The sequence below is a fragment of the Akkermansia sp. KLE1798 genome (assembly GCF_001580195.1).
Lineage (GTDB): Bacteria > Verrucomicrobiota > Verrucomicrobiia > Verrucomicrobiales > Akkermansiaceae > Akkermansia > Akkermansia biwaensis.
This window is the reverse complement of the sequence record NZ_KQ971081.1, coordinates 343,490-366,187: the sequence shown is the minus strand read 5'-3', so window position 1 is coordinate 366,187 and position 22,698 is coordinate 343,490. Positions and strand designations below refer to the sequence as shown.

The 22,698-nt window shown below is 57.3% G+C and carries 27 protein-coding genes; 16 read left to right on the top strand and 11 right to left on the bottom strand.

All coding sequences use genetic code 11. The annotated features are described in order from the left end of the window. Window positions 1–52: 52 nt before the first annotated feature. Window positions 53–568, top strand: coding sequence for a YlbF/YmcA family competence regulator (locus HMPREF3039_RS06360; protein ID WP_067571605.1), 516 nt, complete (start codon window positions 53–55; stop codon window positions 566–568). Between the two features lie 131 nt (window positions 569–699). Here HMPREF3039_RS06360 and HMPREF3039_RS06355 read toward each other — a convergent pair whose 3' ends face one another. Then, a complete protein-coding gene (locus tag HMPREF3039_RS06355) occupies window positions 700–1,332 on the bottom strand; it encodes an ankyrin repeat domain-containing protein (RefSeq protein ID WP_197457892.1) in 633 nt (210 codons plus the stop codon). Between the two features lie 137 nt (window positions 1,333–1,469). On the opposite strand from HMPREF3039_RS06355, the gene dusB reads away from it, so the two are divergent. The 7 genes from dusB to HMPREF3039_RS06320 all read left to right on the top strand — a co-directional run bounded on the left by dusB (window position 1,470) and on the right by HMPREF3039_RS06320 (window position 9,953). Then, window positions 1,470–2,471, top strand: coding sequence for a tRNA dihydrouridine synthase DusB (gene dusB / locus HMPREF3039_RS06350; RefSeq protein WP_067571601.1), 1,002 nt, complete (start codon window positions 1,470–1,472; stop codon window positions 2,469–2,471). Window positions 2,472–2,691: 220 nt separating this feature from the next. Further along, complete coding sequence (locus HMPREF3039_RS06345) at window positions 2,692–4,338, top strand: GspE/PulE family protein (protein ID WP_067571599.1); 1,647 nt, start codon at window positions 2,692–2,694, stop codon at window positions 4,336–4,338. A gap of 28 nt (window positions 4,339–4,366) precedes the next feature. Beyond that, window positions 4,367–6,025, top strand: a complete 1,659-nt coding sequence (locus HMPREF3039_RS06340; protein ID WP_067571597.1) for a GspE/PulE family protein — start codon at window positions 4,367–4,369, stop codon at window positions 6,023–6,025. A 66-nt stretch (window positions 6,026–6,091) separates the two neighbouring features. Further along, on the top strand, window positions 6,092–7,360 hold the full coding sequence (locus tag HMPREF3039_RS06335) for a type II secretion system F family protein (protein ID WP_067571595.1): 1,269 nt from the start codon (window positions 6,092–6,094) through the stop codon (window positions 7,358–7,360). Window positions 7,361–7,380: 20 nt separating this feature from the next. Beyond that, window positions 7,381–8,046 (top strand): prepilin-type N-terminal cleavage/methylation domain-containing protein, encoded by a 666-nt coding sequence (locus HMPREF3039_RS06330; RefSeq protein ID WP_067571592.1) that lies wholly within the window; start codon window positions 7,381–7,383, stop codon window positions 8,044–8,046. A gap of 131 nt (window positions 8,047–8,177) precedes the next feature. Further along, entirely contained in the window at window positions 8,178–9,107 is a 930-nt protein-coding gene (locus HMPREF3039_RS06325; protein WP_067571729.1) for a glycosyltransferase family 2 protein, read from the top strand. A 24-nt stretch (window positions 9,108–9,131) separates the two neighbouring features. Next, window positions 9,132–9,953, top strand: coding sequence for a glycosyltransferase family 2 protein (locus tag HMPREF3039_RS06320; RefSeq protein WP_067571590.1), 822 nt, complete (start codon window positions 9,132–9,134; stop codon window positions 9,951–9,953). 138 nt (window positions 9,954–10,091) lie between these two features. On the opposite strand, the gene HMPREF3039_RS06315 is transcribed toward HMPREF3039_RS06320, so the two are convergent. Both HMPREF3039_RS06315 and HMPREF3039_RS06310 read right to left on the bottom strand, forming a co-directional pair. After that, the gene (locus tag HMPREF3039_RS06315; protein ID WP_067571588.1) at window positions 10,092–10,547 is read right to left on the bottom strand and encodes a nucleoside-diphosphate kinase; all 456 of its coding nucleotides are present in this window, start codon (window positions 10,545–10,547) and stop codon (window positions 10,092–10,094) included. A 103-nt stretch (window positions 10,548–10,650) separates the two neighbouring features. Further along, window positions 10,651–11,433, bottom strand: a complete 783-nt coding sequence (locus HMPREF3039_RS06310) for a hypothetical protein (protein WP_067571586.1) — start codon at window positions 11,431–11,433, stop codon at window positions 10,651–10,653. Between the two features lie 93 nt (window positions 11,434–11,526). Here HMPREF3039_RS06310 and HMPREF3039_RS06305 point away from each other — a divergent pair, with 93 nt between their 5' ends. From HMPREF3039_RS06305 to smpB, 3 genes are all read left to right on the top strand, one after another. Beyond that, window positions 11,527–12,093, top strand: coding sequence for a pseudouridine synthase (locus tag HMPREF3039_RS06305; RefSeq protein WP_067571727.1), 567 nt, complete (start codon window positions 11,527–11,529; stop codon window positions 12,091–12,093). Between the two features lie 72 nt (window positions 12,094–12,165). Next, the gene (locus HMPREF3039_RS06300) at window positions 12,166–12,387 is read left to right on the top strand and encodes a DNA-directed RNA polymerase subunit omega (RefSeq protein WP_067571584.1); all 222 of its coding nucleotides are present in this window, start codon (window positions 12,166–12,168) and stop codon (window positions 12,385–12,387) included. A gap of 93 nt (window positions 12,388–12,480) precedes the next feature. After that, the gene (gene smpB, locus HMPREF3039_RS06295) at window positions 12,481–12,939 is read left to right on the top strand and encodes an SsrA-binding protein SmpB (RefSeq protein ID WP_067571582.1); all 459 of its coding nucleotides are present in this window, start codon (window positions 12,481–12,483) and stop codon (window positions 12,937–12,939) included. A 60-nt stretch (window positions 12,940–12,999) separates the two neighbouring features. On the opposite strand, the gene HMPREF3039_RS06290 is transcribed toward smpB, so the two are convergent. Beyond that, window positions 13,000–13,302 (bottom strand): hypothetical protein, encoded by a 303-nt coding sequence (locus tag HMPREF3039_RS06290; RefSeq protein ID WP_067571580.1) that lies wholly within the window; start codon window positions 13,300–13,302, stop codon window positions 13,000–13,002. Window positions 13,303–13,322: 20 nt separating this feature from the next. Further along, window positions 13,323–13,886: a ribonuclease H-like domain-containing protein gene (locus HMPREF3039_RS06285; RefSeq protein WP_067571578.1), complete on the bottom strand. Its 564-nt coding sequence runs from the start codon at window positions 13,884–13,886 to the stop codon at window positions 13,323–13,325. A gap of 80 nt (window positions 13,887–13,966) precedes the next feature. Here HMPREF3039_RS06285 and HMPREF3039_RS06280 point away from each other — a divergent pair, with 80 nt between their 5' ends. Beyond that, the gene (locus HMPREF3039_RS06280; RefSeq protein WP_067571725.1) at window positions 13,967–14,443 is read left to right on the top strand and encodes a TrmH family RNA methyltransferase; all 477 of its coding nucleotides are present in this window, start codon (window positions 13,967–13,969) and stop codon (window positions 14,441–14,443) included. 19 nt (window positions 14,444–14,462) lie between these two features. Here the strand turns inward: HMPREF3039_RS06280 and HMPREF3039_RS06275 are convergent, their stop codons facing one another. The 3 genes from HMPREF3039_RS06275 to tsaB all read right to left on the bottom strand — a co-directional run bounded on the left by HMPREF3039_RS06275 (window position 14,463) and on the right by tsaB (window position 17,069). Then, the gene (locus HMPREF3039_RS06275; protein ID WP_067571575.1) at window positions 14,463–15,110 is read right to left on the bottom strand and encodes a DUF2238 domain-containing protein; all 648 of its coding nucleotides are present in this window, start codon (window positions 15,108–15,110) and stop codon (window positions 14,463–14,465) included. 73 nt (window positions 15,111–15,183) lie between these two features. Continuing rightward, window positions 15,184–16,326 (bottom strand): citrate/2-methylcitrate synthase, encoded by a 1,143-nt coding sequence (locus HMPREF3039_RS06270; protein ID WP_067571573.1) that lies wholly within the window; start codon window positions 16,324–16,326, stop codon window positions 15,184–15,186. Between the two features lie 74 nt (window positions 16,327–16,400). Further along, window positions 16,401–17,069: a tRNA (adenosine(37)-N6)-threonylcarbamoyltransferase complex dimerization subunit type 1 TsaB gene (gene tsaB / locus HMPREF3039_RS06265; RefSeq protein ID WP_067571571.1), complete on the bottom strand. Its 669-nt coding sequence runs from the start codon at window positions 17,067–17,069 to the stop codon at window positions 16,401–16,403. Between the two features lie 125 nt (window positions 17,070–17,194). Between tsaB and HMPREF3039_RS06260 the strand changes: the two genes are divergently transcribed. From HMPREF3039_RS06260 to HMPREF3039_RS06250, 3 genes are all read left to right on the top strand, one after another. Continuing rightward, window positions 17,195–18,103 (top strand): hypothetical protein, encoded by a 909-nt coding sequence (locus HMPREF3039_RS06260; protein ID WP_067571569.1) that lies wholly within the window; start codon window positions 17,195–17,197, stop codon window positions 18,101–18,103. Between the two features lie 80 nt (window positions 18,104–18,183). After that, window positions 18,184–18,708 (top strand): hypothetical protein, encoded by a 525-nt coding sequence (locus HMPREF3039_RS06255; RefSeq protein ID WP_067981885.1) that lies wholly within the window; start codon window positions 18,184–18,186, stop codon window positions 18,706–18,708. A gap of 116 nt (window positions 18,709–18,824) precedes the next feature. Then, on the top strand, window positions 18,825–19,268 hold the full coding sequence (locus tag HMPREF3039_RS06250; protein ID WP_147549538.1) for a hypothetical protein: 444 nt from the start codon (window positions 18,825–18,827) through the stop codon (window positions 19,266–19,268). 27 nt (window positions 19,269–19,295) lie between these two features. Here the strand turns inward: HMPREF3039_RS06250 and HMPREF3039_RS06245 are convergent, their stop codons facing one another. The 3 genes from HMPREF3039_RS06245 to HMPREF3039_RS06235 form a co-directional block, all read right to left on the bottom strand. Beyond that, window positions 19,296–20,219: a hypothetical protein gene (locus tag HMPREF3039_RS06245; RefSeq protein WP_067571563.1), complete on the bottom strand. Its 924-nt coding sequence runs from the start codon at window positions 20,217–20,219 to the stop codon at window positions 19,296–19,298. A 17-nt stretch (window positions 20,220–20,236) separates the two neighbouring features. Next, window positions 20,237–21,013 (bottom strand): hypothetical protein, encoded by a 777-nt coding sequence (locus HMPREF3039_RS06240; protein WP_067571561.1) that lies wholly within the window; start codon window positions 21,011–21,013, stop codon window positions 20,237–20,239. 477 nt (window positions 21,014–21,490) lie between these two features. After that, complete coding sequence (locus HMPREF3039_RS06235) at window positions 21,491–21,988, bottom strand: hypothetical protein (RefSeq protein ID WP_067571559.1); 498 nt, start codon at window positions 21,986–21,988, stop codon at window positions 21,491–21,493. A gap of 443 nt (window positions 21,989–22,431) precedes the next feature. Here HMPREF3039_RS06235 and HMPREF3039_RS13705 point away from each other — a divergent pair, with 443 nt between their 5' ends. Next, window positions 22,432–22,617 (top strand): hypothetical protein, encoded by a 186-nt coding sequence (locus tag HMPREF3039_RS13705; protein WP_147549541.1) that lies wholly within the window; start codon window positions 22,432–22,434, stop codon window positions 22,615–22,617. The last annotated feature ends 81 nt before the right edge of the window (window positions 22,618–22,698 follow it).

Below are 22,698 nucleotides of genomic sequence, written 5' to 3'. Positions count from 1 at the left end.
GCCTCGCAACCGGGTTGTCCTGTCTTGAAAGTCATGGTTGAATGAATCTTATATGAATACTCCCGTTCTCAATGACAATCTGCGTTCCGCTACGGAAGCCCTTTGCAACCTTCTTGCCAAGGAAGACCAGGTTGTGTCCTCCAAGGCCAAAATCGGCCTGTTTTTCCAGAATCCGGAAGCCACCAAGCTTTTTGAAGAAGTGAACGCCTATGGCGAAGAACTGCGCAACAAGCACCTGGCCGGCATGCCGCCGACGGAAGAGGAAATCGCCAAATTCGACACCCTGCGTGAAAACGTGGTCAAGAACGACGCCGCACGCGGCTTCCTGGAAGCTCGCCAGACCATTGACGAAATCCTGAACACCATCAATCACTATCTGGGCATGTCCATCGACCTCGGCCGCGCCCCCACTCCTGAAGAAATCGAGGAAGCCCGCCAGCGTGCCATGAGCGCCCAGTCCTCCTGCTCCTGCGGAGGCGACTGCAACAAGGAAAGCTGCGACTGCGACGGCAATTGCGACCACGATCACGACCACAAGGACGGCGGCTGCGGTTGCGGCAATCACTGATCATTTTTTTCAGACAATCATTTTCACCAATTTTCACCATTGGGCAAGGCTTGCCCGGTGGTGATTTTTTATGCCCCCGGCAGAAGAGGGAGGAAAAAGACGAATCAAAGGCCTTTTTCCATGTGATGAGGTTATTTGTCCGCCCCTTTCCCCTTCATGTTGCTTTTGAGATATTGGCCCAGTTCCCGGCAGCCGCTGCCGAGGGCATAATCAGCGGCGGTTTCTCCCTGCTCGTTGACGGCGTCGGGATCGGCCTTCCATCCGAGCAGCAAATCAACCATGGCACGGTCATTCCGGCAGGCGGCCAGCATGAGAGGGGTGCTTCCCATCCGTCCGGCGCTGTTGACATCCGCTCCCTGTTTGAAAAGCCATTCCGCAATCGCGGCATTTTTACCGCAAACAGCTTCCCGGAACAGGGCATTCAATTTTTCCCCTTTTCCGGGAACGGCTCCCCGGCCCAGCAGGAAGTCAAAAATATCTTTCCTGCCCAGCGCCGCGGAGGCCATCAAGGCCCTGCGTCCCTCCCGTCCGTGAATATCCGCCCCCTGGCTCAATGCTTTCAAAGCCTGCTGAAGGTTGGACAGCTTGTTGGAAGGCAAGGCGCCTTTCCTGGCTATTTGATCAATCCATTCCTCCACCATCTGGCAAGCCTTTTCATAGGTGGCGGGTTTCACGGCGTCCGGCGCGGCCTGGACGGCGTTCCCGGAAGACGCCCCGGCTCCCCACGCAGCAAGAGGAAACAGGGCAACACAACAAATATTCATCAGTTTCATTCTGTTATTGTATAATTCCCTGCATGTATCCGGCAAGTTACAAAACGGTTACTTTTTTGTGTTTCCGCCGGAACAGTCAAGACGCTTGAACAGGCTGTGCAGCCATGTTAGCGTCATTCTAAGGAACCATGACTTTTCCCGGACCCACATCCCCCTTCCCCCTGCCGTTCATCAAAACGGATTTCCCACTGTTCCTGGCTCCCATGGCCGGGGTGACGGACCCCATTTTCCGCACCATCTGCAAGGAACTGGGAGCGGACGTGATGGTGACGGAGTTCGTTTCCGCGGAAGGCATCCTCCAGGCGTGGGAAAGGAACAGAAGGTACACCAAAATTGAAGAATCGCACCGCCCCATAGGCATCCAGCTTTTCGGTGCGGACGGCGCCCACATGGGGGAAGCCGCCAGAATCATTCTGGACCACGAAAAACCGGATTTCATTGACATCAACTTCGGATGCCCGGTTCCGAAAGTGGTCGGCAAGAATGGCGGGTCCTCCCTGCTGAAAGACCTGCCCCTGCTGGCTTCCGTGGCGGCCGGAGTCGTGAAGGCGGTGGGCGACCGCATCCCGGTCACGGCGAAGATACGCATCGGCTGGGATTTCCAGAACCTGTGCGCGATGGATGCCTGCCGCCTGCTGGAGGATGCGGGCATCTCCATGATCACCATTCACGGCCGCACCCGCTCCCAGCAGTATTCCGGCGCCGCCAACTGGGACATTATTGACGAATGTGCGCGTGCCATGTCCGTCCCGGTCATCGGCAACGGAGACATTGCCACGGCCCAGGCCGCAGCGTATGTGAAGGAGAACACCGCTGTCAGCGGCGTCATGATAGGCCGCGCGGCCATGGAGAACCCGTGGATCTTTGCGGATACCAGGTATTTCCTGCTGCACGGCGTCCTGCCGCCGGCCAGACAGCCCCGGGAGAAAACGGACCTGATTCTGCGCCATACGCGGATGGCCCTGGATTCCGGCCATTACGGCGATGAGCTCCACACCATGCGCCACATGAGGTCCCGCATTCTGGCGTACACGAAGGGGTTTCCCGGAGCCAAGGAGATGCGTTCCCGGCTGGTGCGCGTTTCCAGCCTGCGGGAACTGGAGGAACTGCTCTCCGGCCTCCCCCGGTAAATGTGCCGGAAACGGGAAGCTGCCCTTCTTTCATGCCCTTCCGCACGCAGCCGGAACGTCCCTGCGGGCAGAAGGCCGGACCCCGTCCCCGTCATCCCTGAAAAAAAATGATCTTTTGAGGGAAGCTAAGTTGACTTTACGCCCGGAACCTGTCAGAAATAGGGGAGTATCCTGCCGATTCGTTCCGGCAGATTTCCAACAATAGAATCCAGAGATCGACGTGTACGCCAACGAATCATATCTCATCGAACTTCTTACGCAGGCCGGGTATTTGAATGAAGAGATTCTTCAATATGCACGCAGCCAAAAATCTCCCACCCAGGACCTGATTGATTTTCTCATTCAATCCAATTACCTCACGGAAGACGTCATCGCGCAGGTGAGCGCCTCCAATTCCCTGCTTCCCGTAGTGGACCTGGGATCCATGCACATACCCCAGGAAGTCAGGGAAATCGTCAGTCCGGAACTGGCCCGGCGCTTCCGCGCCATTCCGATTTCCGACGACGGCTTTTCCGTTAATGTGGCCATTGACGATCCGCTGAACCTGGAAACCATGGACAGCCTGCCCCAGTTGCTGGGCCGCGACGTAATTTTCAGCGTAGCCACGCGCAGTGCGGTGGAAAGCCGCCTGAAGGAATTCTACCGGGACATGACCCTTCCGGACGCCGGCAGCGACATCGACGGAGAGGACGGGGACGCCCCGATCATCCGCCTGGTACAGCAGATGCTGGTGGACGCGTTCAAGCTGCGCGCCTCCGACATTCACATTGAACCCATGGAAAACCGGCTCCGCATCCGCTACCGCGTGGACGGCAAGCTGGTGGAAGTAGCCACCCACCCCAAGAAGCTTCTCAGCCCCATCATCGCCCGCCTGAAGGTGATGAGCACCACGATGAGCATTGCGGAAAAACGCATGCCGCAGGACGGCCGAATCCAGATGACCATCGGAGACCGCCAGATCGACCTCCGTGTCTCTTCCGTTCCCAGCAACCACGGGGAAAGCATCGTCATGCGTATTCTGGACAAGTCCGCCCTGGTGCTCGGCCTTCCACAGCTGGGCTTCTTCTCCGACGACGAAGCCGTGTTCGACCGCCTGATCACCCTGCCCGACGGCATCATCCTGGTGACCGGTCCCACCGGTTCCGGTAAAACGACGACGCTGTACGCGTGCCTCAACCACATCAACCGTCCGGACAAAAAGATCATCACGGTGGAAGACCCCGTGGAATACGAACTTTCCGGCATCAACCAGGTGATGGTGAAGGCGGACATCGGCATGACCTTCGCCGCCGCTCTGCGCGCCATGCTGCGCCAGGCTCCCAACATCATCATGATCGGGGAAATTCGAGACATGGAAACGGCCAGTATCGCCATCAATGCTTCCCTGACGGGTCACCTGGTGTTCTCCACCCTGCACACCAATGACGCCCCCAGCGCCGTAGCCCGTCTGGCGGACATCGGCATCAAGCGTTTCCTGATCGCCTCCTCCGTTCGCGCCATCATGGCCCAGCGCCTCGTCCGCAAGCTGTGCGACCGCTGCAAGGTGGACGGCAGCCTGACGGAAAAGCAGGCCCACACGCTGAACATCGACATGTCCCGCGTCACGCCGGGCCAGATCAAGGCGCCTCACGGCTGCGACTTCTGCCGCGGCGGAGGCTTCAAGGGACGCATGGGCCTGTTCGAGATTTTTGAAATCGACGACGAAGTGCGCCGCATGATCAATGAAAACCTCACCTCCCCCCAGCTGCGCAAGCGCGCGCGGGAACTGGGCATGAGAACCCTGAGAGAAGACGGCGTGCGCAAGGTGCTGGCCGGCCTCACCTCTCCGGAAGAAGTGCTGAACGTCACCATGGGAGACGCCAACTGATTTTTCCCCGCAATCCACTCAGAACATTATGGACACCAATCTCACACTGGAACTTTTCATCGGCCGGGGAATGATCGACAAGTCCCTTGCCAAGGACATCAAGGAGGAAATGGCGACCTCCGGCAAGGAACTGCCGGAAGTGCTCGCGGACTTCGGCATCATTGGCAACAAGGACGACATCTGGCAGATGATCGCCAGCGACCTGGGCACGGAATTCATCACGCTGGACAATTTCCAGCCGGACCCCAACGTGCAAAACATGATGCCCGCCACGCTCGTGCGGCTGCACGGCGCCCTGCCCGTACGCTACGGGCCTGAGGGCCTGTACGTCTGCCTGGTGGACCCTCTGAACCCCCAGACGGTGGAAGACCTGCGCTTCGCCCTCGGTCAGGACATCCACGTCCTTGTGGCGCCGGACTACCAGATTACCGACCGCATCAACGAATTGTACGGCGGGGAATCCGCCGCCATGAAGGACCTGATGCAGGAGCTCAACAACATGGAAGTCAGCAATGAGACGGAAGATTCCGCCGCTGCCCCCGTGATCCGCTTCGTGGACCTGGTCATCACCCAGGCCATCAAGGAAAAAGCCTCCGACATCCACTTTGAGCCCTTTGAAAAGGAATTCAAAATCCGCTACCGCGTGGACGGCGCCCTCTATGAAATGCAGCCGCCGCCCGTCCACCTGTCCGTCCCGGTCATCTCCCGCGTGAAGGTCATGTCCAACATGAACATCGCGGAACGCCGCGTGCCGCAGGACGGCCGAATTGTCAAGCAGATAGGCGACCGGTCCGTGGACATGCGTGTTTCCACCCTGCCCACCCAGTACGGGGAATCCGTGGTGCTCCGCGTTCTGGACCGCTCCTCCGTGAACCTGAACCTGGACAACCTGGGCCTGCCCCCCCATATCCACGAATACATTCTGGACACGGTCCACAAGCCCAACGGCATCTTCATCGTCACCGGCCCCACCGGCGCCGGGAAAACCACCACGCTGTACGCGGCGCTGAGGGAAATCAACACGATCGATTCCAAGGTGCTGACGGCGGAAGACCCGGTGGAATACGACATTGACGGCATCATCCAGATTCCGATCAACGAAGCCATCGGCCTGGACTTCCCGATGGTGCTCCGCGCCTTCCTGCGACAGGACCCGGACCGCATCCTGGTGGGGGAAATGCGAGACATGGCCACGGCCCAGATCGCCATCCAGGCATCCCTGACGGGCCACCTGGTGCTTTCCACCCTGCATACGAACGACTCCGCCGGGGCCATCACGCGTCTAGTGGACATGGGCTGCGAGCCCTTCCTGGTGGCCGCCTCCCTGGAAGGGGTGCTGGCCCAGCGCCTCGTGCGCACCATCTGCCCGGACTGCCGGACGCCGTACGAACCCTCCTCCAGCATCCTCTCCCAGCTTGGGGTTTCTCCCTACGAACTGGGAGACAAGCACTTCTACACGGGCCGCGGCTGTGACAAATGCTCCAACTCCGGCTACAAGGGCCGGAAAGGCATTTACGAACTCCTGGACATCAACGACACCCTGCGGGACATGATCACGGACCGCGCTCCTTCCGTGGTGCTGAAGCAGAAAGCCATTGAAATGGGCATGTCCACCCTGCGCGAAGACGGCTTGAGGAACATCTACGACGGAAACACCACCATTGAAGAAGTGCTGAAATACACTTAATGGAGCAGCGGAGAGCCACACCACCATTTCACCTATCAAGCAGCGAACACTTAAAAAACAATATATATGCCTAAATATCAATATACAGCACTTGACCATAAAGGCGACCAGAAAACGGGGACCCTGGAGGCCAATTCGGAAGCGGAGGCCATGGAGTCCATCCGGGCGCACGGCCTGTACCCTACCCAGATTGTAGAAGCCGGAAAAGGCAAGCTCCAGGAAACGGGCGCCTCCAAGAAGAAGGCCAAGGGAGCCAAGGGCAAGAAGGGTAAGCTGGGCGGCAGAATCAAGGCCAAGGCCCTGATGATTTTCACCCGCCAGCTCGCCACCCTGATTGATGCGGGGCTCCCCCTGCTCCAGAGCTTGAACGTGCTGGCCAAGCAGGAAGCGAACCCCACCCTGCGCGTGACCATTGAAGCCTTGGGCGACTCCGTGCAGGGCGGCTCCACGTTCTCCGAGGCTCTGGCGCAGCATCCCCGCATTTTCGACCGCCTGTTCGTCAACATGGTGAGGGCCGGGGAACTCGGCGGTGTGCTGGAAGTCGTGCTCAACCGTCTGGCGGAATACCAGGAAAAGGCCCAGAAGCTGAAAAGCAAGGTCATTTCCGCCATGGTGTACCCCTCCATCGTACTGTTCATTGCGGTAGGCATCGTGATCTTCCTGATGCTGGTCATCGTGCCGAAGTTCAAGACCATGTTCGCGGAACAGAACCAGGAACTGCCCGCCATTTCCGAATTTGTATTCGGCATCAGCGACTGGTTCATGGCCGCTCCCTTCTTCGTGCCGAATGCCGTCATTCTGGCGGCCATTGTCGCCATCCTGTACTCCATCTTCGTGGCCATGAGCAAAACGCCCAACGGCCGCCGCAAGATAGACTCCGCCCTGCTGACCATGCCGGTTATCGGCAACGTGCAGAGCAAGAGCGCCATCGCGCGGTTCGCCCGGACCTTCGGCACCCTGGTTACTTCCGGCGTGCCCATCCTTCAGGCGCTCACCATCACAAAGGACACGGCGGGCAACATGATCGTCGGCGACGCCATCGGCCTCATTCACGATTCCGTGAAGGAAGGGGAATCCGTGGTCACGCCCATGTCTTCCTCCAAGCTCTTCCCGCCCATGGTGATCTCCATGGTGGACGTGGGTGAAGAAACCGGCCAGCTCCCGGACATGCTCCTCAAGGTTGCGGACGTGTACGACGACGAAGTGGACAACGCCGTGGGCGCCATGACCTCCATGCTGGAACCCATCATGATCGTGTTCCTGGCCGTGGTCGTCGGCGGCATCGTGTTCGCCATGTTCCTGCCCCTTCTCCAGGTCATTGAAAAGATGGGTTAACCCCCTTACGGAAAACGCAGATGAAGATTCGCACCGCATACAGCCGCCTGCGGGCGGCAAGGGGCTTCACCCTCATGGAAATCCTGGTGGTCATGGTCATCATCGTGGTGCTTGCCACATTGACCATCTCCATCTACACATGGCTTGAAACCAGGAAGAACGAGCAGGCCGCGGAATCCATCGTCCGCAAGATTGAAATGGGGCTGTCCAGCTACCATAACGACCACGACCGCTATCCCTACGGAACGGAAACCCCCTTCCGCAACCACGGGGCAGCCGTGGCGGACGGCGAGGAATTCAGCTCCAACGTTGTTTACATGGCCCTGTTCGGCGACTATAAGAATGAAGGCGCTCCCGCCAGGGACGCCACCATCTACAACGATGAGATGAACCCCGGCACCCAGCCCAAGAGCAACCCGCTTGTCCGGCAGATTACCGTGACCAAGGCCGGGCAGCAGATACCCCTGTACATCCTGACGGACCCATGGGGCTCCCCCTACCGCTACCGCCTGGGCAGTGAGCAGGCCCTCCCCACCAAGTCCGCCAGCGCCAAAAACCTGAAGATGGGAACGGGACAAAACCCGGATTACGACTTCTGGAGCTTCGGCAAGGACGGGGACAGCGACCTGAGAGATCCGCGCGCACCTGAAAACCAGGACGACATCGGCAACCTGCCCAAATTCTAAAATCCGGTCTTTTTCCCGGTCGAACGGTTTCCGGCAGCCTTTCCCTCCCGGCGGGGGAAAGGCTGTTGTGCGTCCAGAACACTTATTTTCTGGAATCCGCAGGGGGCCAGGCGTATGCTGTGGGCATTGGTATGAAGCGTATTTCCCTGATTATTCCCTGCCTGAATGAAGAACAGGCCATCCCGGAATTCAAGAAAGAAGTGGACCGGGTGTTCAGCGAACACTTGAACGGCTATGAGAGGGAACTCATCTTCGTGGACGACGGGTCCACGGACCATACCCTGCAAACGATCAAGGAGCTGGCGGCGGAGTCACCGGAAATAAGATTCATCTCCTTTTCCCGCAACTTCGGAAAGGAGGCGGCCATCTACGCCGGACTGGAAGCCGCTACGGGCGATTATGCCGCCGTGATGGACGTAGACCTGCAGGACCCGCCCTCCCTGCTCCCGGACATGCTCGCAGCTATTGAGAAGGAAGGGTACGACTCCGCCGGCACGCGCCGGACCACCCGGGAAGGGGAACCCGCGCTGCGCTCCTTCTTTGCCCGCGCCTTTTACAAAACCATCAACAGGATTTCAGACACGCATATCGTGGACGGAGCCCGGGACTACAAGCTGATGACGCGCCCCGTTCTGGAAGCCCTGCTCTCCCTCAAGGAATACAACCGTTTTTCCAAAGGGCTGTACGAATGGGTGGGATTCCGCACCAAATGGTTTGAATATGAAAATGTGGAGCGTGTAGCGGGAAAAACCAAATGGTCCTTCTTCAATCTCTTCCTGTATTCCATTGAAGGCATTGTCGCGTTTTCCACGGTTCCTTTGGCGCTGGCGTCCATCATCGGGGTGATGCTCTCCTTCATCTCCTTCCTTTCCATCATCGTCCTGATGGTCCGGGAACTCATCTGGCACCATTCCGCCTATGGCTGGACCTCCATGGTCTGCGTCTTCTGCCTGATGGGCGGCATCATCCTGCTGTGCCTGGGCATTCTGGGACAATACCTAGCCAAGACCTATACGGAAGTGAAAAGGCGCCCCATTTACATAGCCAGAGAACGTTCCTGAGCATCTGAACCACCATTTTCCCCCATGGACACGGAACCGGATTTTTCCATCGTCACCCCCAGTTTCAACTACGCCGCCTACGTCCGGGAATGCATTGAAAGCGTCCTCAACCAGAAAGGGGCCACCTTTGAACACATCATCCAGGATGCGGGCTCCACGGACGGCACGCTGGACATTCTGCGGGAATATCCCCACCTGAAACTGCATGTGGAAAAGGACTCCGGCATGTCGGAAGGCATCAATAAAGGCTTCCTCAAGGCCTGCGGCAAGTGGGTCATGTGGCTGAACACGGACGACAGGCTTCTTCCGGGAGCCCTGGCCGCCATCAAGGCTTTTGCCGATTCCCGCCCGGATGCGGACGTCGTGTACGGCGCCTGGAACTTCATCGGCCCGGACGGCGGCATCCAGCGTTCCATGAAAGCCCTGCCGTACAGCCTGAACATGCATATCTGGTACGGCACCTATTTGGCGTCCACCGCCCTGTTCCTGCGCCGTTCCACAACCATTGACGAAGGAATCCTGCTGGACGAGCGCTTCCATTACGACATGGACGGGGAATATTACGCGCGGCTGGGACGTGCCGGCAAGAAATTCGCCCATCACAACAAATTGCTGGCGGACTTCCGCTGGCACGGGGACAATCTGAGCGCGCCAAACGTGGAGCGCCGGGACATGGAGTCTGAACTGAAACGCCAAAGGCAGCACGGAGAAGATGCCGCCATCAAGCGCGTTTACGGCTATTCCTTCTCCAGGCAAAGTTACAACAACATCATGGACGGCTTTCTCCGCGAAGCCTACCGCCTGAAAAAGGCGTTCCTGTACCTGACCACCCCCTGGGAAAAATAGCCGCCCCACCCTGTTCCCGGCGGCCGCCGCATGGCGCCAGGAAAACGGCCGGCATTTCCGCCAAGGCACTCCCTTTATAAAACAGGGCCGCACCGGCAAAAGCGGATGCGGCCCCAAATAACCGGATGATGAAAATTTTTAATTGAGGCTGTCGAACAGTTCCTCTTCCTTGAAAAACCTCTTCAATTCTATTTCCGCTGACTCGCAGCTGTCGGAAGCATGACACACGTTCATCATGCTGTCCGTTCCGTAATCGCCGCGGATAGTGCCCTTGTCGGCCTTCTGGGAATTGGTGGGCCCCAGCAGTTCCCGCACGCGGACGATGACGCCCGGCCCTTTCAGCGCAATGGCGATGACGGGGGAGCTGGTCATGAAATCAAGCAACTTGGGGAACAGGGGCTCCCCATTGACGACAAGGTCCAGGATATGGGCGTAATGTTCCCGGAGAATGGGTTCATCAAGCTGAATCATCTTTATGCCGCGCAAGCGAAACCCTTCAGACAGCAAGCGTTTCAGGATGGTGCCGGAAAGATTTTTCCGGACGCAGTCGGGTTTCAATAAAATCAGCGTAGTTTCTTCTTTGGTGTTTGGCATAAATTCAGCGAAGTCTTAGAATGAGTGAGGGAATTACACCCTAAACCGCGACAGGTCAAGGATAATTACACGCCCGGAACGTTATCGGAACGGGGATATTCCGTCACAGACCCTTCTTGTAGGTGTCGCAGCGGTTCTTCCATCCGGCCAGCCAGCGAGCCTCGCCCCGCCCGGGAGGACTGTTGTCCACCCGCCGTTGAAGCACCCTCTTGGCCGCTTCCGCAAATTCAACCGCGGCCGGCTGGCCGGGGGAAGCCGGGCGCATTTCCTCCAGAACCTGCCTGAGCCCCCAGCCTTGCCCGCGGTACTGTTCCGCGGGATTCGTGCCCTCCCCCTTGAAATTGACGTAGTCGATCAAGGCATACATGCCATTGGGCGCCGACGCCACGGCATTGTACCTGGCCGCCATTTCACCAGGGCGGCGGGACTGTTTCCTGATGCGGTCCAGGGCCGCCAGAGAGCGGTTGATGATAAAATCCGTCTGCATTTGGAGGGCCGCCGGACTGGACAGCCACTGGCGCATGCGGTCCGGAAGGCCTCCCCGGACGTCCGCCCTGATAAATTCCTCACGGGTCTTCCACGGCGCGGGGCCGTAACACCATTCAGGCAGGCGGGCGCCCCTTTTCCTGCAAAACTCGACAAATGGAGGGAAACTCTCTTCAAACTTCTCCCGGACTCCGGCCGGGAACCAGATAAAATGCCCTATGCCCAGGGATGGAAAAGCCTCTCCGCGGTTCCAGGACACCAGCCCCCGGACGGTTCCGGCACACTCGTTCTGCCAGATCTTCCGCGCTATCTTCCCTTTCACTTCCGCCGCATCGGGAGCGGCCTGCACCCAGCCGACGAGGCAGCAGGCCAATATGCAGCCCAGGATTCTTCCTTGCATGGGCACACTTTCAGGCCGAAGGGGAGGCAAGTCAAGCCGCTTCCATTTCTCGTGCCAAAGCTTTCGGAACATGATAAACTGCGCACGCACCGCATGATTCTGGCTTTCAACAAACCCTACGGAGTGCTTTCCCAATTCACACGGGAGGCGCCCCACCACAGGACTCTGGCTGAATTCGGATTTCCGCCCGGCGTCTATCCCGTAGGGCGCCTAGACTCGGATTCGGAAGGGCTCCTGCTGCTCTCCGATGAAAAAAAGCTGGTGGACCGCCTGCTGAATCCGCGGAACAGGCATCCCAGAACGTACTGGAGCCAAGTGGAGGGCAGACCTTCCCCGCGGGACTTGCTCCCGCTGGAACGCGGCGGCATCCTCATCCGGGACTACCGCACCCTGCCGTGCCGCGCGCGCATCATTCCCGGAGAACCGGACGTCCCGCTGCGGGAACCGCCCGTCCGCTACCGGGCCAATATTCCGACCGCATGGCTGGAGCTCACGCTGGTGGAGGGCAAAAACCGCCAGGTGCGGCGCATGACCGCCGCCATGGGTTTTCCTACGCTCAGGCTCCTGCGTGTCAGGATAGGGAATTTGCCGCTGGACGGCCTGGAGCCGGGCACATGGAAGGAGCTGTCGCCGAGTGAACGGCAGGCCGTCATGCCGTAATATGGGGTTGATTTTTCCCGAAAAAAACATTTATATGTTTTCCCGCATCAGGATATCCTACATCTATTTTACATGAAAGCCGAACTTGTCGAACAAGCCTCCAAAATCATTCCCGAGCCCCAGCTGCTGATCAACGTGGTTTCCCGCCGCGTCGCCCAGCTCAACAGCGGCCGTGCTCCGCTGATTCCCACCACGCCCCATATGGGAAACGCGAACATCGCCCTGACGGAGATCATTGAAGGCAAGCTTGTCTATCACGTCCCCTCCGATACCCTGCAGGAAGCCGCCCAGTAACTTCCCCTGCCCCCTCCCGTTCCCATCCGGAACCCATCCCCTTCATCAAGCCCCCGGTTCTTTTGGCCCGGGGCTTTTTCATCCCCGCCGAACATGAGCGCAGACATATCCTCCAACAAAAAAGCCCGCCGGGACTACGAAATCCTGGATACCTGCGAATGCGGGCTGGAACTCAAAGGCACGGAAGTCAAATCCATCCGTGCCGGAAAGGTGAACATTTCCGATGCATTCGCCAGAGTGGAAAACGGCCAGATGCTCCTGTACGGTTGTGACATCCAGCCGTGGGAGACGGCCGGGGAATTCTTCCAGCACAAGGCGCGCCGCCCCCGCCGCCTGCTGCTCCACAAGCGGGAAATCTTCAAGCTGGAACAACAGGTCTCCCAGAAGGGCTGTTCCCTTGTAGCCCTCAAGCTGTACTGGAAAAACGGCAAGGTCAAGCTGGCCCTGGGGCTGGGCAAGGGCAAGACCCACCGCGACCAGCGCTACGACCTCAAGGCCCGCGTGGAAATGCGGGAAGCCCAGCGGGAAGTGGCCCGCATCAACAGGCGGTAAGGATTGCCGCCCTTTTTCTTCAGCCTGCTTTTCAGGCGGGATGCATCACCGTTCTCAGCATTATCGCAGCACAACGTTCAGCGGTCCCCACAGCATGGAAAAATAAATAAGGGAAGCCATTCCATACACCAGAAGGCATACCGGAACCATTAGCCACAAACCTTTCCGGAACAAAAGAATGCACGCCAGCAACCCAAAAAGGCAGTGGAAAAGCAGCAGCACGGAGAAGAGAACAATCACCATGCCATTGAACGCAGCCGGTTCAAAGATATGGAAACCTACCCCTTCAAGAATACCCACGCCGGGAAGCCCCAGAGGGATCAGCCACATGTAACGGTCCAGCCATTTCCACATCCCGTTCATGCCATGCGGATGGAAAGGGGCTACAGCTTCCAGTCCACGGGCAGTTCCACGGTGCCCCCTTTCTTGTCGTCATAGCGGATGAAGCCGTGTTCCGCTCCGTACCAGTGGACGTCGCGGGTCACCTTCACGTCAAAACAGCAGTAGCGCGCTATGTCCATCAGCAGTTCCACATTTCCGGTCTTCACGTAATCCGCCCACCACTTGAGGGCCTGGGTGCCCACCGCCGTCTTGGAGGAGCCGATGGAGGCCGCGGCCACGGAATCCAGCTTGACGCGGACTCCGCCGCGCTGCTCGATATCCCGGCACAGGTCCAGATTGTTCGTGATGTCCGCCATGTTCCACATCGTATAACGCTGGAGCACGCCGTAGTCGAAGTGTTCGTGGTTGTAGCCCACCACCAGGTCCGCCTGGCGGAGCTGCGTGATGAGGTCGTCCACCATTTCCTCGGAATAAATCGCGTATTTGCCGGAAGCGGTGGAAAAAGTCACGCCCACGGACATGCGCATCTCGGCCGTGTTGTGCCAGCCTCCCACCTCTGCAGCGGAGTGGCGGGTTTCCAAGTCAAAATACACGATGTCTCTCATCGGAGGGAAAGGTACATTATTTGTTTCTCTGGAACAAGTCTCTCTTGAAAGGAAAGGCCGTTTGTGATGAGATCAGCCGCATGCCGCCGCGCTTCAACATCGTCATGTTTCATCCGGAAATCCCCCACAATACCGGGGCCGCGGGGCGTCTGGCGCTGGCCTCGGGCTCCAGGCTGCACCTGGTCAAGCCGCTGGGGTTCAGCCTGGATGAAAAACATGTGAGGCGCACGGGGCTGGACTACTGGGAGAAAGTGGACCTGCGCGTCTGGGAAAGCCTGGAGGAATTACAGCAGAACGCCGGTCCGGAAGCGCGCTTCTGGTACCTGAGCACCAAGGCGAAGCGGACGCACTGGGAGACGGAATTCCGCCGGGGGGACTATCTGGTCTTCGGCCCGGAATCCAGGGGATTGCCGGAAAGCATGCTGAAAGAGCATGCGGACGCCGCCCTGACCATACCCATGCCGGGGGAAGGCTCCCGGAGCTTGAATCTTTCTACCGCCGTAGCCGTCGTCCTGTATGAAGGGCTGCGGCAAACGGGCGGACAAAACGGCTTTTGACATCCTCCGGTCCTGCCGCTCAGGCATCCCTGCCGCCGCACATGTCCATCAGGCCGGGCGCGCCGCCGTCTTCCTCCTTCCCCCGCCCCTTCCAGGGACGCACCAGATAAAAAAGCGCAAGGGACGCAATGGCGCCGCAGGTATCGCAGAACATGTCCTTCTGGGCATCCCAGACATCGCCCTGGGAACCGAGGAAATCGTTGGCGTCATTCCCTCCCACGATGACCGCATACTGCCATTCGATAATTTCATAGGCCGCCGCCACGGCCATCACGAAGAAAAGGCCGAAAATCCCCGCCAGAATCTTGCCCGCGTACTGTTTGCGCACCAGGTATTCCGCCACGGGGAAGGCATAAAAGCCCACCGTGAAGTGAGCTATGCGGTCAAAAGGGTTCCTGTGCGCGCCCACCAGTTCCCGGAACCATTCGAAAGGAACTTCCGCAAACGTGTAATGGGCGCCTACCGTGTGGCACGCCAGCCAGAAAAACATCAGCGTGTAGGACCAGTTGCTGAAACGGAAGGTCCGGGACCATATTGTCAGAACCGCTGCCGCCAGAACCACGGGAATCACCTCCGCCACCCAAACGGACCGGGAGGCCGGGGATATGCCCATCACAAGGAACAACAGGAGGAAAACCGCCAGCAGAAAACAGGGATACTTCTTCATGAGAGAGTGGTAGTCATCATACGAAAAAGACGCCGGAATTCAATCTCCGGCGTCCTCTCCATGGAAAAATGCCCTACCGCATGTCGATCGTGGGAACGGGAATGCGGTCCTTGGGCCCCGTGTACAGGGTCAGGGGCCTGTAAAGCGTATTGTCCTCCATCTGTTCCAGAACCTGGGCCACCCACCCGGAACAGCGGGCGATGGAGAAAATGGCCGTAAACAGCCTGGTGGGAATGCCGATGCTGTAATAAACCGTGGCGGAATAAAAATCCACGTTCGCATTGAGTCCCTTGCGTTCACGGACAAGCTTGGCGATGCGTTCCGACATGCGGATCCACTTGGGTTCCCCTATTTTGGAGGAAAGACGGATGGCCATGCGGCGCAGATGCGGCGCGCGGGGGTCCAGAACGCGGTAAACGCGGTGCCCCATGCCCATGATCTTCTCCTTGCGGGAAAGCTTGTCCTCAATATAGGAATCCACTCCGTCTTCCGTACCTATCTCCTTGAGCATCTCAATCACGCCCTCGTTGGCGCCCCCGTGCAGCGGGCCTTTCAGGGTGCCGATGGCCGCGGTAATCGCGGAATACATGTCGGAAAGGGTGGCGATGCACACGCGCGCGGCAAAGGTGGAGGCGTTCATGCCGTGGTCCGCGTGCAGAATATAGGCCACGTCCAGAATATGGGCTTCATCCGGATTGGGCTCCTCACCCTTCAGCAGCCACAGGAAATGTTCGGATTCGCTCAGGTCCTCCCGCACGGGCGGCAGGTCCAGCCCCTGGCACAGGCGGTAGTAATACGCCACCATCACGGGCACCTTGGCAATCAGGCTGAGGCCTATCTCCTTCAACTGGCCGGGGTCCTTGGTACGGTCATCGTACATGCCCAGCATGGAAACCGCCGTCCGGAGGGCGGACATGGGACGGGCGGACTTCGTAGCGGTCTTGAAAAAGTCGAGAACGGGCTGGGGAAGATCGCGGTCCGAACGGAGGCGGTTCTTGATGCCTTCCAATTCATCCCGGTTGGGAAGGCGCTTGTTGAGGAGCAGATAAACGACTTCCTCAAAACAGCACATTTCCACAAGATCATCAATATCGTATCCCAGATACAAAAGGCGCCCTTCCTCACCGCGCACATCACTCAAAGCGGATTCGTTGGCGATGATGCCTTTTAATCCTTTGGGGTATGTGCGTCGTTCAGAAAAAGTGTCATTGCTCATGGTTTAAAAAATACTACTAGTGATGAAGATTACCGATTAAAAGTCTAACAATCTTCCAGAAAGTCAAACCCTAATTACGCCTTCACGGCCCAGGCGGGGCGTTTGGAGGAAGTGATGTGGGGAGCCCGGACATACAGCGGTTCCGCCGGAGCCGCCAGAAGTTCCTCCCGGCGCACCGTGTCCAGGGCCATCCAGGCGGAACCCAGCGCTTCCGCGTGCGGCAAAACGGGCAGGACGTCCTCCATGCCCCTGGCGGCCAGGGTTCCGGCGGCCTCCGTGGAATACACGGGAACTCCGGTCTCCAGGCATTCCCTCACCCGGGCTGCGGCCTGCTCGCCGGGCAGCACTTCCGGGGCGCCCTCCAGCACTCCGGCAGCCACGCGGGCCCATGCCCAGCCTCCGCGGCGGGCGTCCGACATCACGCAGGCCAGCGGAGCATGGATGCCGAGGCCGTTCCATGAACTGAACGCCGCCACGCGCGAACCATGCACCAGGGACAAGCCGTCCGCCACAGCCAGCGCCACGCGGATTCCGCCGTAGGAACCGGGACCGGAACCCACCACGATTTCCGCCAGACGGCGGCCTTCCAGGGAATCCAGAACCTGGCGCACGGCCTGAAAAATGGCTGAGGAATGATTGCGTTCCGCCTCCCATTCCACACGGTACAACAGGGCGCCTCCGGCCCATGCCGCGGCGGAAGGCCGCGCACAGGAAGTTTCCAGGACCAGAAGCGCCTCTTGCATGTGGCGAATCATACAACAGGGAGGAGCGTTCATAAAACATTTTTTGCCCCTCTTTTCCGAAGAACCAAATTTGGTTCGCCTTCCGCCGGAAATCCGGCTATCCTGAATCCGCACCTTTCCACCGCATGCCCAAGGCACCAAAATACACACCGGGACGCCGCGACTGGCGCCGGTATGCAGAAACCGCCAGCCGGCCGCGCTCCGCGGCAAGCCTTCGCAGCATGATGAGGCAATGCAACCGGGACGCCTGGGACAAGACACACCGCGCCCAGGTTACGTCCGACTGCTGGGAGGATGAATACGAAGACTTCTCTTTCATGGACCTGCCCCGGAAAACCCGGTTCGTCAGGCACGCGGTGGCCACCTTCCTGCTCCTGCCGCTGGCCCTCATCACGGCCATGTCCCTGTGCGACCAGCTTGCCCACGCGTCGGGCAGCCTCAATATTCTTTTCTCCATTCCGGTCTGGTACGCCCTGATGGGCGCGTCCGTCTGGATCGTGCTGGGGTGCAGCAGACTCTTCACCACTTCCCTGCTCTACCTGTATGTGCTGGGCCATGAACTGACGCACGTGCTGGCGGTCTATTGCAGCCGGGGTTCTGTCAGCAAATTCAACGCCTCCCTGGACGGCGGCTACATTCAAACGGACAAAAACAACCTGTTCATCTCCCTTTCCCCCTATTTCCTGCCCCTTTGGGGCATGTTGTGGGGCCTGGTCTGGGGAATCGTTCATATCTTCTGGCCCACCATCACCTGTGAGGCCCTACTCTACTCCGGCCTGGGGTTCTGGTGGTGCTTCCATCTGTTCTGGACGGCATGGATCATTCCCAAGGACCAGCCGGACCTGGCCGGCAACGGAACCTTCTTCTCCCTGATCCTCGTTTACTTTGCCAACCTGCTTCTGTTCCTGGGCCTCCTGCGCCTGTTCAACGCGGTAAGCATCAACAGATTCCTGGCCGACTGCCTTCATAATGCGGAACGGCTGTGGGACACGGCCAGGGACCTGGCCCTGTTTACGGCGGGACTATTCCTGTAAAAAACACCTCTTCCCGTGCGGGGAATGATGAACGGCGGAAGCCGGAAAGGAATCCAATAATTCAGAACAAAGGAGTTCCCATGCACACCACACACTTGATTGCCCTGTCCCTGGCCGCCGCCTCCCTGGTGGCCTGCAACCCCAAGGAAACCGTGAAGGCCCTGGCCTCCGACCAGAACGTCACGCAGGAAATGGCCGTAAGATTTGCGGAAAACATGGTCGGCCTTCCGCGAGCGCTCGTTGTCTCGGACGCCAGGAAAGCCGCCCCCGGTGAAAAAGTCACCGTGAAAGGGGCCGTTTTGGGCGAAGAACCCGTCTTTGCGGAAAACATCGCCTCATTCACCATTGGAGACCCTGCCCAACTTCTGGCCAACATGCAGGAACACGGAACATGGACTGCCGACAGCATCCCCGTGGAAATCAGGAGGGACAACACCATGACCGTCCAATTCGTGGACGAACAGGGTAACCCGATCAAACAATCCGCCAAAGGCGTCAACGGATTGAAGGAACGTGACGCGGTCATCATCACCGGCACCATTGACCCCCACTCCACTCCGGAACGCCCCGTGCTCAACATTGAAAGCATCGTGATTGAAAAATAAACTTTCCGTGCCAGACCCTGATTCATGTCAACGGTTCAGGCGTGTTGCGCCTGGACCGTTTTCCGCATCAGCATCCGGGCATGGGATTTGATCCGGTATCTTTAGGAATGATAGCCATGGCGGCCACCTCCGTTGCGGCGGGAACCGCTTCCGCCGCAGCACAGAAAAAAAGCGCGGAAGCGACTAAAAAAGCGGCGGACGCAAATGCCGCCACGCTGAGGAACGAGGCGCAGCTCCAAAAACAGACGGGCCTGGAAAACATCAGGCGCATGCAGAAAGACGCCGCACGGCAAATGGGGGAAGCCCGGCTGGACGCCGCACAATCCTCCCTGCTCAGGGAAGGCTCCGTGCCGGTACGGGAACAGGCCCTGGCTACACGGCTCCAGACTCAGATTCAGGATGAGGCGGCGCAAGCCATGAGAAACGCGCAAGCCCTGTACAACCGGGCGGACATGGAACAATACATGGGCCGCTCCAATGCCAGGGCCCAGAAAACGGCGGCAGCGGGCACACTGCTCTCCGGCTTCGCGCAAGGAGGCAACTCTCTGCTTAAATGGTAAGCTGCCACCCCTTGAGGACAAAAAACCTCAGCGGGCAATCCTTCCCGCTTCCGCAACGTCCGCCGGAGCGGGAGGGAAATCCGGCATGACACCGCCTATCCCCACCCGCAACTCCACCGGAATCGTCATCCAGCGAACCGTCCCCTGGTACAGGACTTCCACATTCACAAACTTGACGGAAGAATCAAACAGGTAGGACCTGCCTATACCTCCATGGTCCATGTGCTGGAACGTAGGCCTGGGCGTTATCCTCTTTCCGTCCAAATCGTGAAACAAAAAACCCCTCGGGTGGAAAATGCTGTTGGAATACACCATGAACCTCCAGTTCGTGCCCGGAACCTTGTCCAGATGCGGAACTTTGTCTTCCTTATTCCTGGTCACCTTCATGAGCACCTTGCCCAGCTTGGAAATATCCACGACATCCAGAATGCCCATACCCTCCCTTACGGAAACGGGATCAGTCATGGAAACGGTACTCCCGGACTCTTTCAATTCAACTGTCCCGAAATCCAGAATCTCCATTCTCTCGCTGATGGGAAAAATAAAATTCCCCTTCAGTTCAAACCAGCGGGGCGTATCGGAAGCGGGCAGAACGACCTCCAGCATCACCTCCACGCCCACCAGCGGCCTGTCCTTGACAGAAAACCCGGAAAGCTCCGTTCTCGTGATCTCCAGTTCGGTTCCGTCGGAACCGGTCACCGTCAAATCCTGGTCCGCCCGCTCCATCCCAAGCATCCCGGAACCGGGAAATACGCAACGCAGCAGCATCTGGCACACCCGATAAGAATCGCCGTGCCTGTTGCTCCGTTTCTGGAATCTCAGGGAAGCCAGCTCCACGCAAATCTTTTCGCCTTCATCTTTCCCGGCGAGGGCAATCTGCGGCAGGGCATCGGAAGCCGCCAGGAGCGCGGAACTCCAGCAGACGGCCAGTAATATTCCCGGTAATTTCATTTAAGCATCAACACGGGTCACGGAGCCATCATACCTCCCGCTCCGATTCTTAAATCCAGGGGAATCCGCCGCAAGGCAACCTTGTTCCAATAGGACACCGTTACCTTCAGAGAACGGATCTTCTCCGGTACGAGATACCCTGTCTCCCAAAATCTGCTTTTTCCGCTTTCCTGCCCGGAACTGGGAAAAAAGCTGCTTCCCTGTCTCCACGCATATTCCGGAAGGGCCATTCCCTCCTCGTCCCTGACAAGGAACGAACTAAAATGGAAATCCATATCCCCCTCCACCTTCAATCCCCAGGCCTCCGGATATTTCTTCAGGGAAAGAGTCACCTCTTTTCCGGAAGAATCCGGAAGCGGAACTCGTACCCTCGCCTCCTCTTTCTCCAGGAAAAACGTCACCGGGTCCAGCTCCGCGGTCTCTTCTCCAAAGGCGAAGAGCAGGCTCCCCCGCAGGCGCACCCACTCGGCAGAAGAATCCGGAGCCGGAGAACGCATGCAAATCCTGACGGGATCTCCGTGAAAAGGCCGCTGGCTCTTTTCCGACTCCGAACAAACATGGGAAATCTTCAGCACGTTTCCGCTGGAATCCGTACAGGTGATGTCTTCCGGATTCTGTTCGTAATAAACGGGAGCCCCAAGCTGGTCTTCATAACGACACAGCAGCCTCAGCATCATTACGGGCGGCCGCAGGGAAAAACGCAAGGCGGGGCGCACATCCATGCCGCACAACTCCAGGCGCGGATGGCCCAGCAGCGCCGCCGTGGGAGCAGGACAGCCGGCTTCCACCGCCATGCAGGAAAAAATACATGCACACAGCGCCTTCATGGGAGAGAACGAGGCGCAATCTAACAAACAGCCAAAAACAGGCAAGAAAAAAGATCACCCCTTTCCAACATGCAAAGGCGTCCCCGGCAGCCATGACATCCTATAAAACTTCCAGAATCTTTTCCTGTTCGTTCTGTAAATTGCATGCTTCATTAAAACATTATCATCTTCGGAAATGAACTTTTCTTCCGTATCGCACTGAATGGCCATTCCTCCTCGTTTCTTATTTCAATCATAAAGGCGTTCATAGCCTGTAAACTGGACAAAGCGGAGTCAGTATTCGCACTGTTTATGGCTGGATGCCATCACGCCGGCTTATCCCAGACAAGTCATTTGTCCGCATCTCAACTTCCACAGATATTGCCTGTGGTAACAATGCCCTGGGCGTCAACCGGTGTTGGCCTCATGTTCAAAGTGCAACAGGCGGCGACGTTAGGGCTCTCATCAGTCTTTTTTCATGACGGGAGATGCAGCCCTTTCCAAGAATTTCTCCAACTCCAAATATAATGCAGCTGATTCAAATATCCTAATTTCTGGCTGTTCCATATTATTATCATTTCCATCTACTTCTTGTATCCAAAATAACTTTTTGTGATACTCCTGGCGCCCAACTTCTTTTTCTGCAAAAATATGATTTGTATTATTTATCATACACAACAAATAGGGCTTTTTATCTATCGTAACGTAGAATATAGCCAATGTACCTATAAAAGGAAAAGTGCTTTCCGTTTTTCCTTCCACAAACAAATTATATTTACTCAAAATATCCCTCAGCTCATTACTTTGCTTTAAAGATAACTCTGTAACTTGAAATTTTTTCCCATCTTTATAAAATGACGATTCTGTATATAGGTCAAATCCTCTATACTCCTTATCTGGCATTTTACCACTTGTAATGCTGCCAAAAAAAACAACTAAAAATAAAATAAAAAATGACTTCATAATAGAACAATAATATTAAAATTTCACGGCTTATTCAGAGCAAATCTTTCTGGCCGCCTGGTTTTGCACGTTCTGAACTGAGGCTCATCATAGTTTATAATAACTGTATAAGGGATTATTCCAAGAATAAATTCCACTTTCTACATCCTTTTCCAACCTTATCTCCTGAATCAGGAACGACAATGATAATTTTAGAACTAGAATTCCCACGATCGCGGTTATCCATATAATTCTATTATTCACAGAGTCATACGAATTCCATTCACTCAGTTCGTAGATAGCCCCCTTGTCGATCCGTCTGTCGTCTACAGGACTAGAGTATCGATAATGTAATAAACGAGGGCCAGTTCTTCATTGCCCATCGCTCTGGGCCCCCTGCACTGGCCTGAGCAAGGTCTCCAGTGCCGGTCACGGTCCCATAGAATGAGTAGTCATAAGCCGCCATGATCGTTCCATGTGCGTCGAAGACTTCCGGAACGTTCCTGTTGAAGCCCATGCCGTACCAGTACGGGGCATTGTCCTGCTTCAAGGCCAAGAGAAGCGTGGCAGCCGGTTCCAAGGAATCCCGCAAAAGTGTCCGAAGCACGTTCCAGCTATTGAGCATATTCAATGTCGTCATTTACGAATAGCCGCGGTACAGATAGTGTTCATGGCTGGTGACTGTCCCGTTGACGATAACTTTCTCATATACCTTCGTCCCTGGGAGCCGT

Bases quoted from the DNA above. Each gene is read 5' to 3' on its own strand.
- HMPREF3039_RS06360 (WP_067571605.1), top strand. From the start codon at position 53: ATGAATACTCCCGTTCTCAATGACAATCTGCGTTCCGCTACGGAAGCC.
- HMPREF3039_RS06355 (WP_197457892.1), bottom strand. From the start codon at position 1,332: ATGAATATTTGTTGTGTTGCCCTGTTTCCTCTTGCTGCGTGGGGAGCC.
- dusB (WP_067571601.1), top strand. From the start codon at position 1,470: ATGACTTTTCCCGGACCCACATCCCCCTTCCCCCTGCCGTTCATCAAA.
- HMPREF3039_RS06340 (WP_067571597.1), top strand. From the start codon at position 4,367: ATGGACACCAATCTCACACTGGAACTTTTCATCGGCCGGGGAATGATC.
- HMPREF3039_RS06335 (WP_067571595.1), top strand. From the start codon at position 6,092: ATGCCTAAATATCAATATACAGCACTTGACCATAAAGGCGACCAGAAA.
- HMPREF3039_RS06330 (WP_067571592.1), top strand. From the start codon at position 7,381: ATGAAGATTCGCACCGCATACAGCCGCCTGCGGGCGGCAAGGGGCTTC.
- HMPREF3039_RS06325 (WP_067571729.1), top strand. From the start codon at position 8,178: ATGAAGCGTATTTCCCTGATTATTCCCTGCCTGAATGAAGAACAGGCC.
- HMPREF3039_RS06320 (WP_067571590.1), top strand. From the start codon at position 9,132: ATGGACACGGAACCGGATTTTTCCATCGTCACCCCCAGTTTCAACTAC.
- HMPREF3039_RS06315 (WP_067571588.1), bottom strand. From the start codon at position 10,547: ATGCCAAACACCAAAGAAGAAACTACGCTGATTTTATTGAAACCCGAC.
- HMPREF3039_RS06310 (WP_067571586.1), bottom strand. From the start codon at position 11,433: ATGCAAGGAAGAATCCTGGGCTGCATATTGGCCTGCTGCCTCGTCGGC.
- HMPREF3039_RS06305 (WP_067571727.1), top strand. From the start codon at position 11,527: ATGATTCTGGCTTTCAACAAACCCTACGGAGTGCTTTCCCAATTCACA.
- HMPREF3039_RS06300 (WP_067571584.1), top strand. From the start codon at position 12,166: ATGAAAGCCGAACTTGTCGAACAAGCCTCCAAAATCATTCCCGAGCCC.
- smpB (WP_067571582.1), top strand. From the start codon at position 12,481: ATGAGCGCAGACATATCCTCCAACAAAAAAGCCCGCCGGGACTACGAA.
- HMPREF3039_RS06290 (WP_067571580.1), bottom strand. From the start codon at position 13,302: ATGAACGGGATGTGGAAATGGCTGGACCGTTACATGTGGCTGATCCCT.
- HMPREF3039_RS06285 (WP_067571578.1), bottom strand. From the start codon at position 13,886: ATGAGAGACATCGTGTATTTTGACTTGGAAACCCGCCACTCCGCTGCA.
- HMPREF3039_RS06280 (WP_067571725.1), top strand. From the start codon at position 13,967: ATGCCGCCGCGCTTCAACATCGTCATGTTTCATCCGGAAATCCCCCAC.
- HMPREF3039_RS06275 (WP_067571575.1), bottom strand. From the start codon at position 15,110: ATGAAGAAGTATCCCTGTTTTCTGCTGGCGGTTTTCCTCCTGTTGTTC.
- HMPREF3039_RS06270 (WP_067571573.1), bottom strand. From the start codon at position 16,326: ATGAGCAATGACACTTTTTCTGAACGACGCACATACCCCAAAGGATTA.
- tsaB (WP_067571571.1), bottom strand. From the start codon at position 17,069: ATGCAAGAGGCGCTTCTGGTCCTGGAAACTTCCTGTGCGCGGCCTTCC.
- HMPREF3039_RS06260 (WP_067571569.1), top strand. From the start codon at position 17,195: ATGCCCAAGGCACCAAAATACACACCGGGACGCCGCGACTGGCGCCGG.
- HMPREF3039_RS06255 (WP_067981885.1), top strand. From the start codon at position 18,184: ATGCACACCACACACTTGATTGCCCTGTCCCTGGCCGCCGCCTCCCTG.
- HMPREF3039_RS06250 (WP_147549538.1), top strand. From the start codon at position 18,825: ATGGCGGCCACCTCCGTTGCGGCGGGAACCGCTTCCGCCGCAGCACAG.
- HMPREF3039_RS06245 (WP_067571563.1), bottom strand. From the start codon at position 20,219: ATGAAATTACCGGGAATATTACTGGCCGTCTGCTGGAGTTCCGCGCTC.
- HMPREF3039_RS06240 (WP_067571561.1), bottom strand. From the start codon at position 21,013: ATGGCGGTGGAAGCCGGCTGTCCTGCTCCCACGGCGGCGCTGCTGGGC.
- HMPREF3039_RS06235 (WP_067571559.1), bottom strand. From the start codon at position 21,988: ATGAAGTCATTTTTTATTTTATTTTTAGTTGTTTTTTTTGGCAGCATT.
- HMPREF3039_RS13705 (WP_147549541.1), top strand. From the start codon at position 22,432: ATGATCGTTCCATGTGCGTCGAAGACTTCCGGAACGTTCCTGTTGAAG.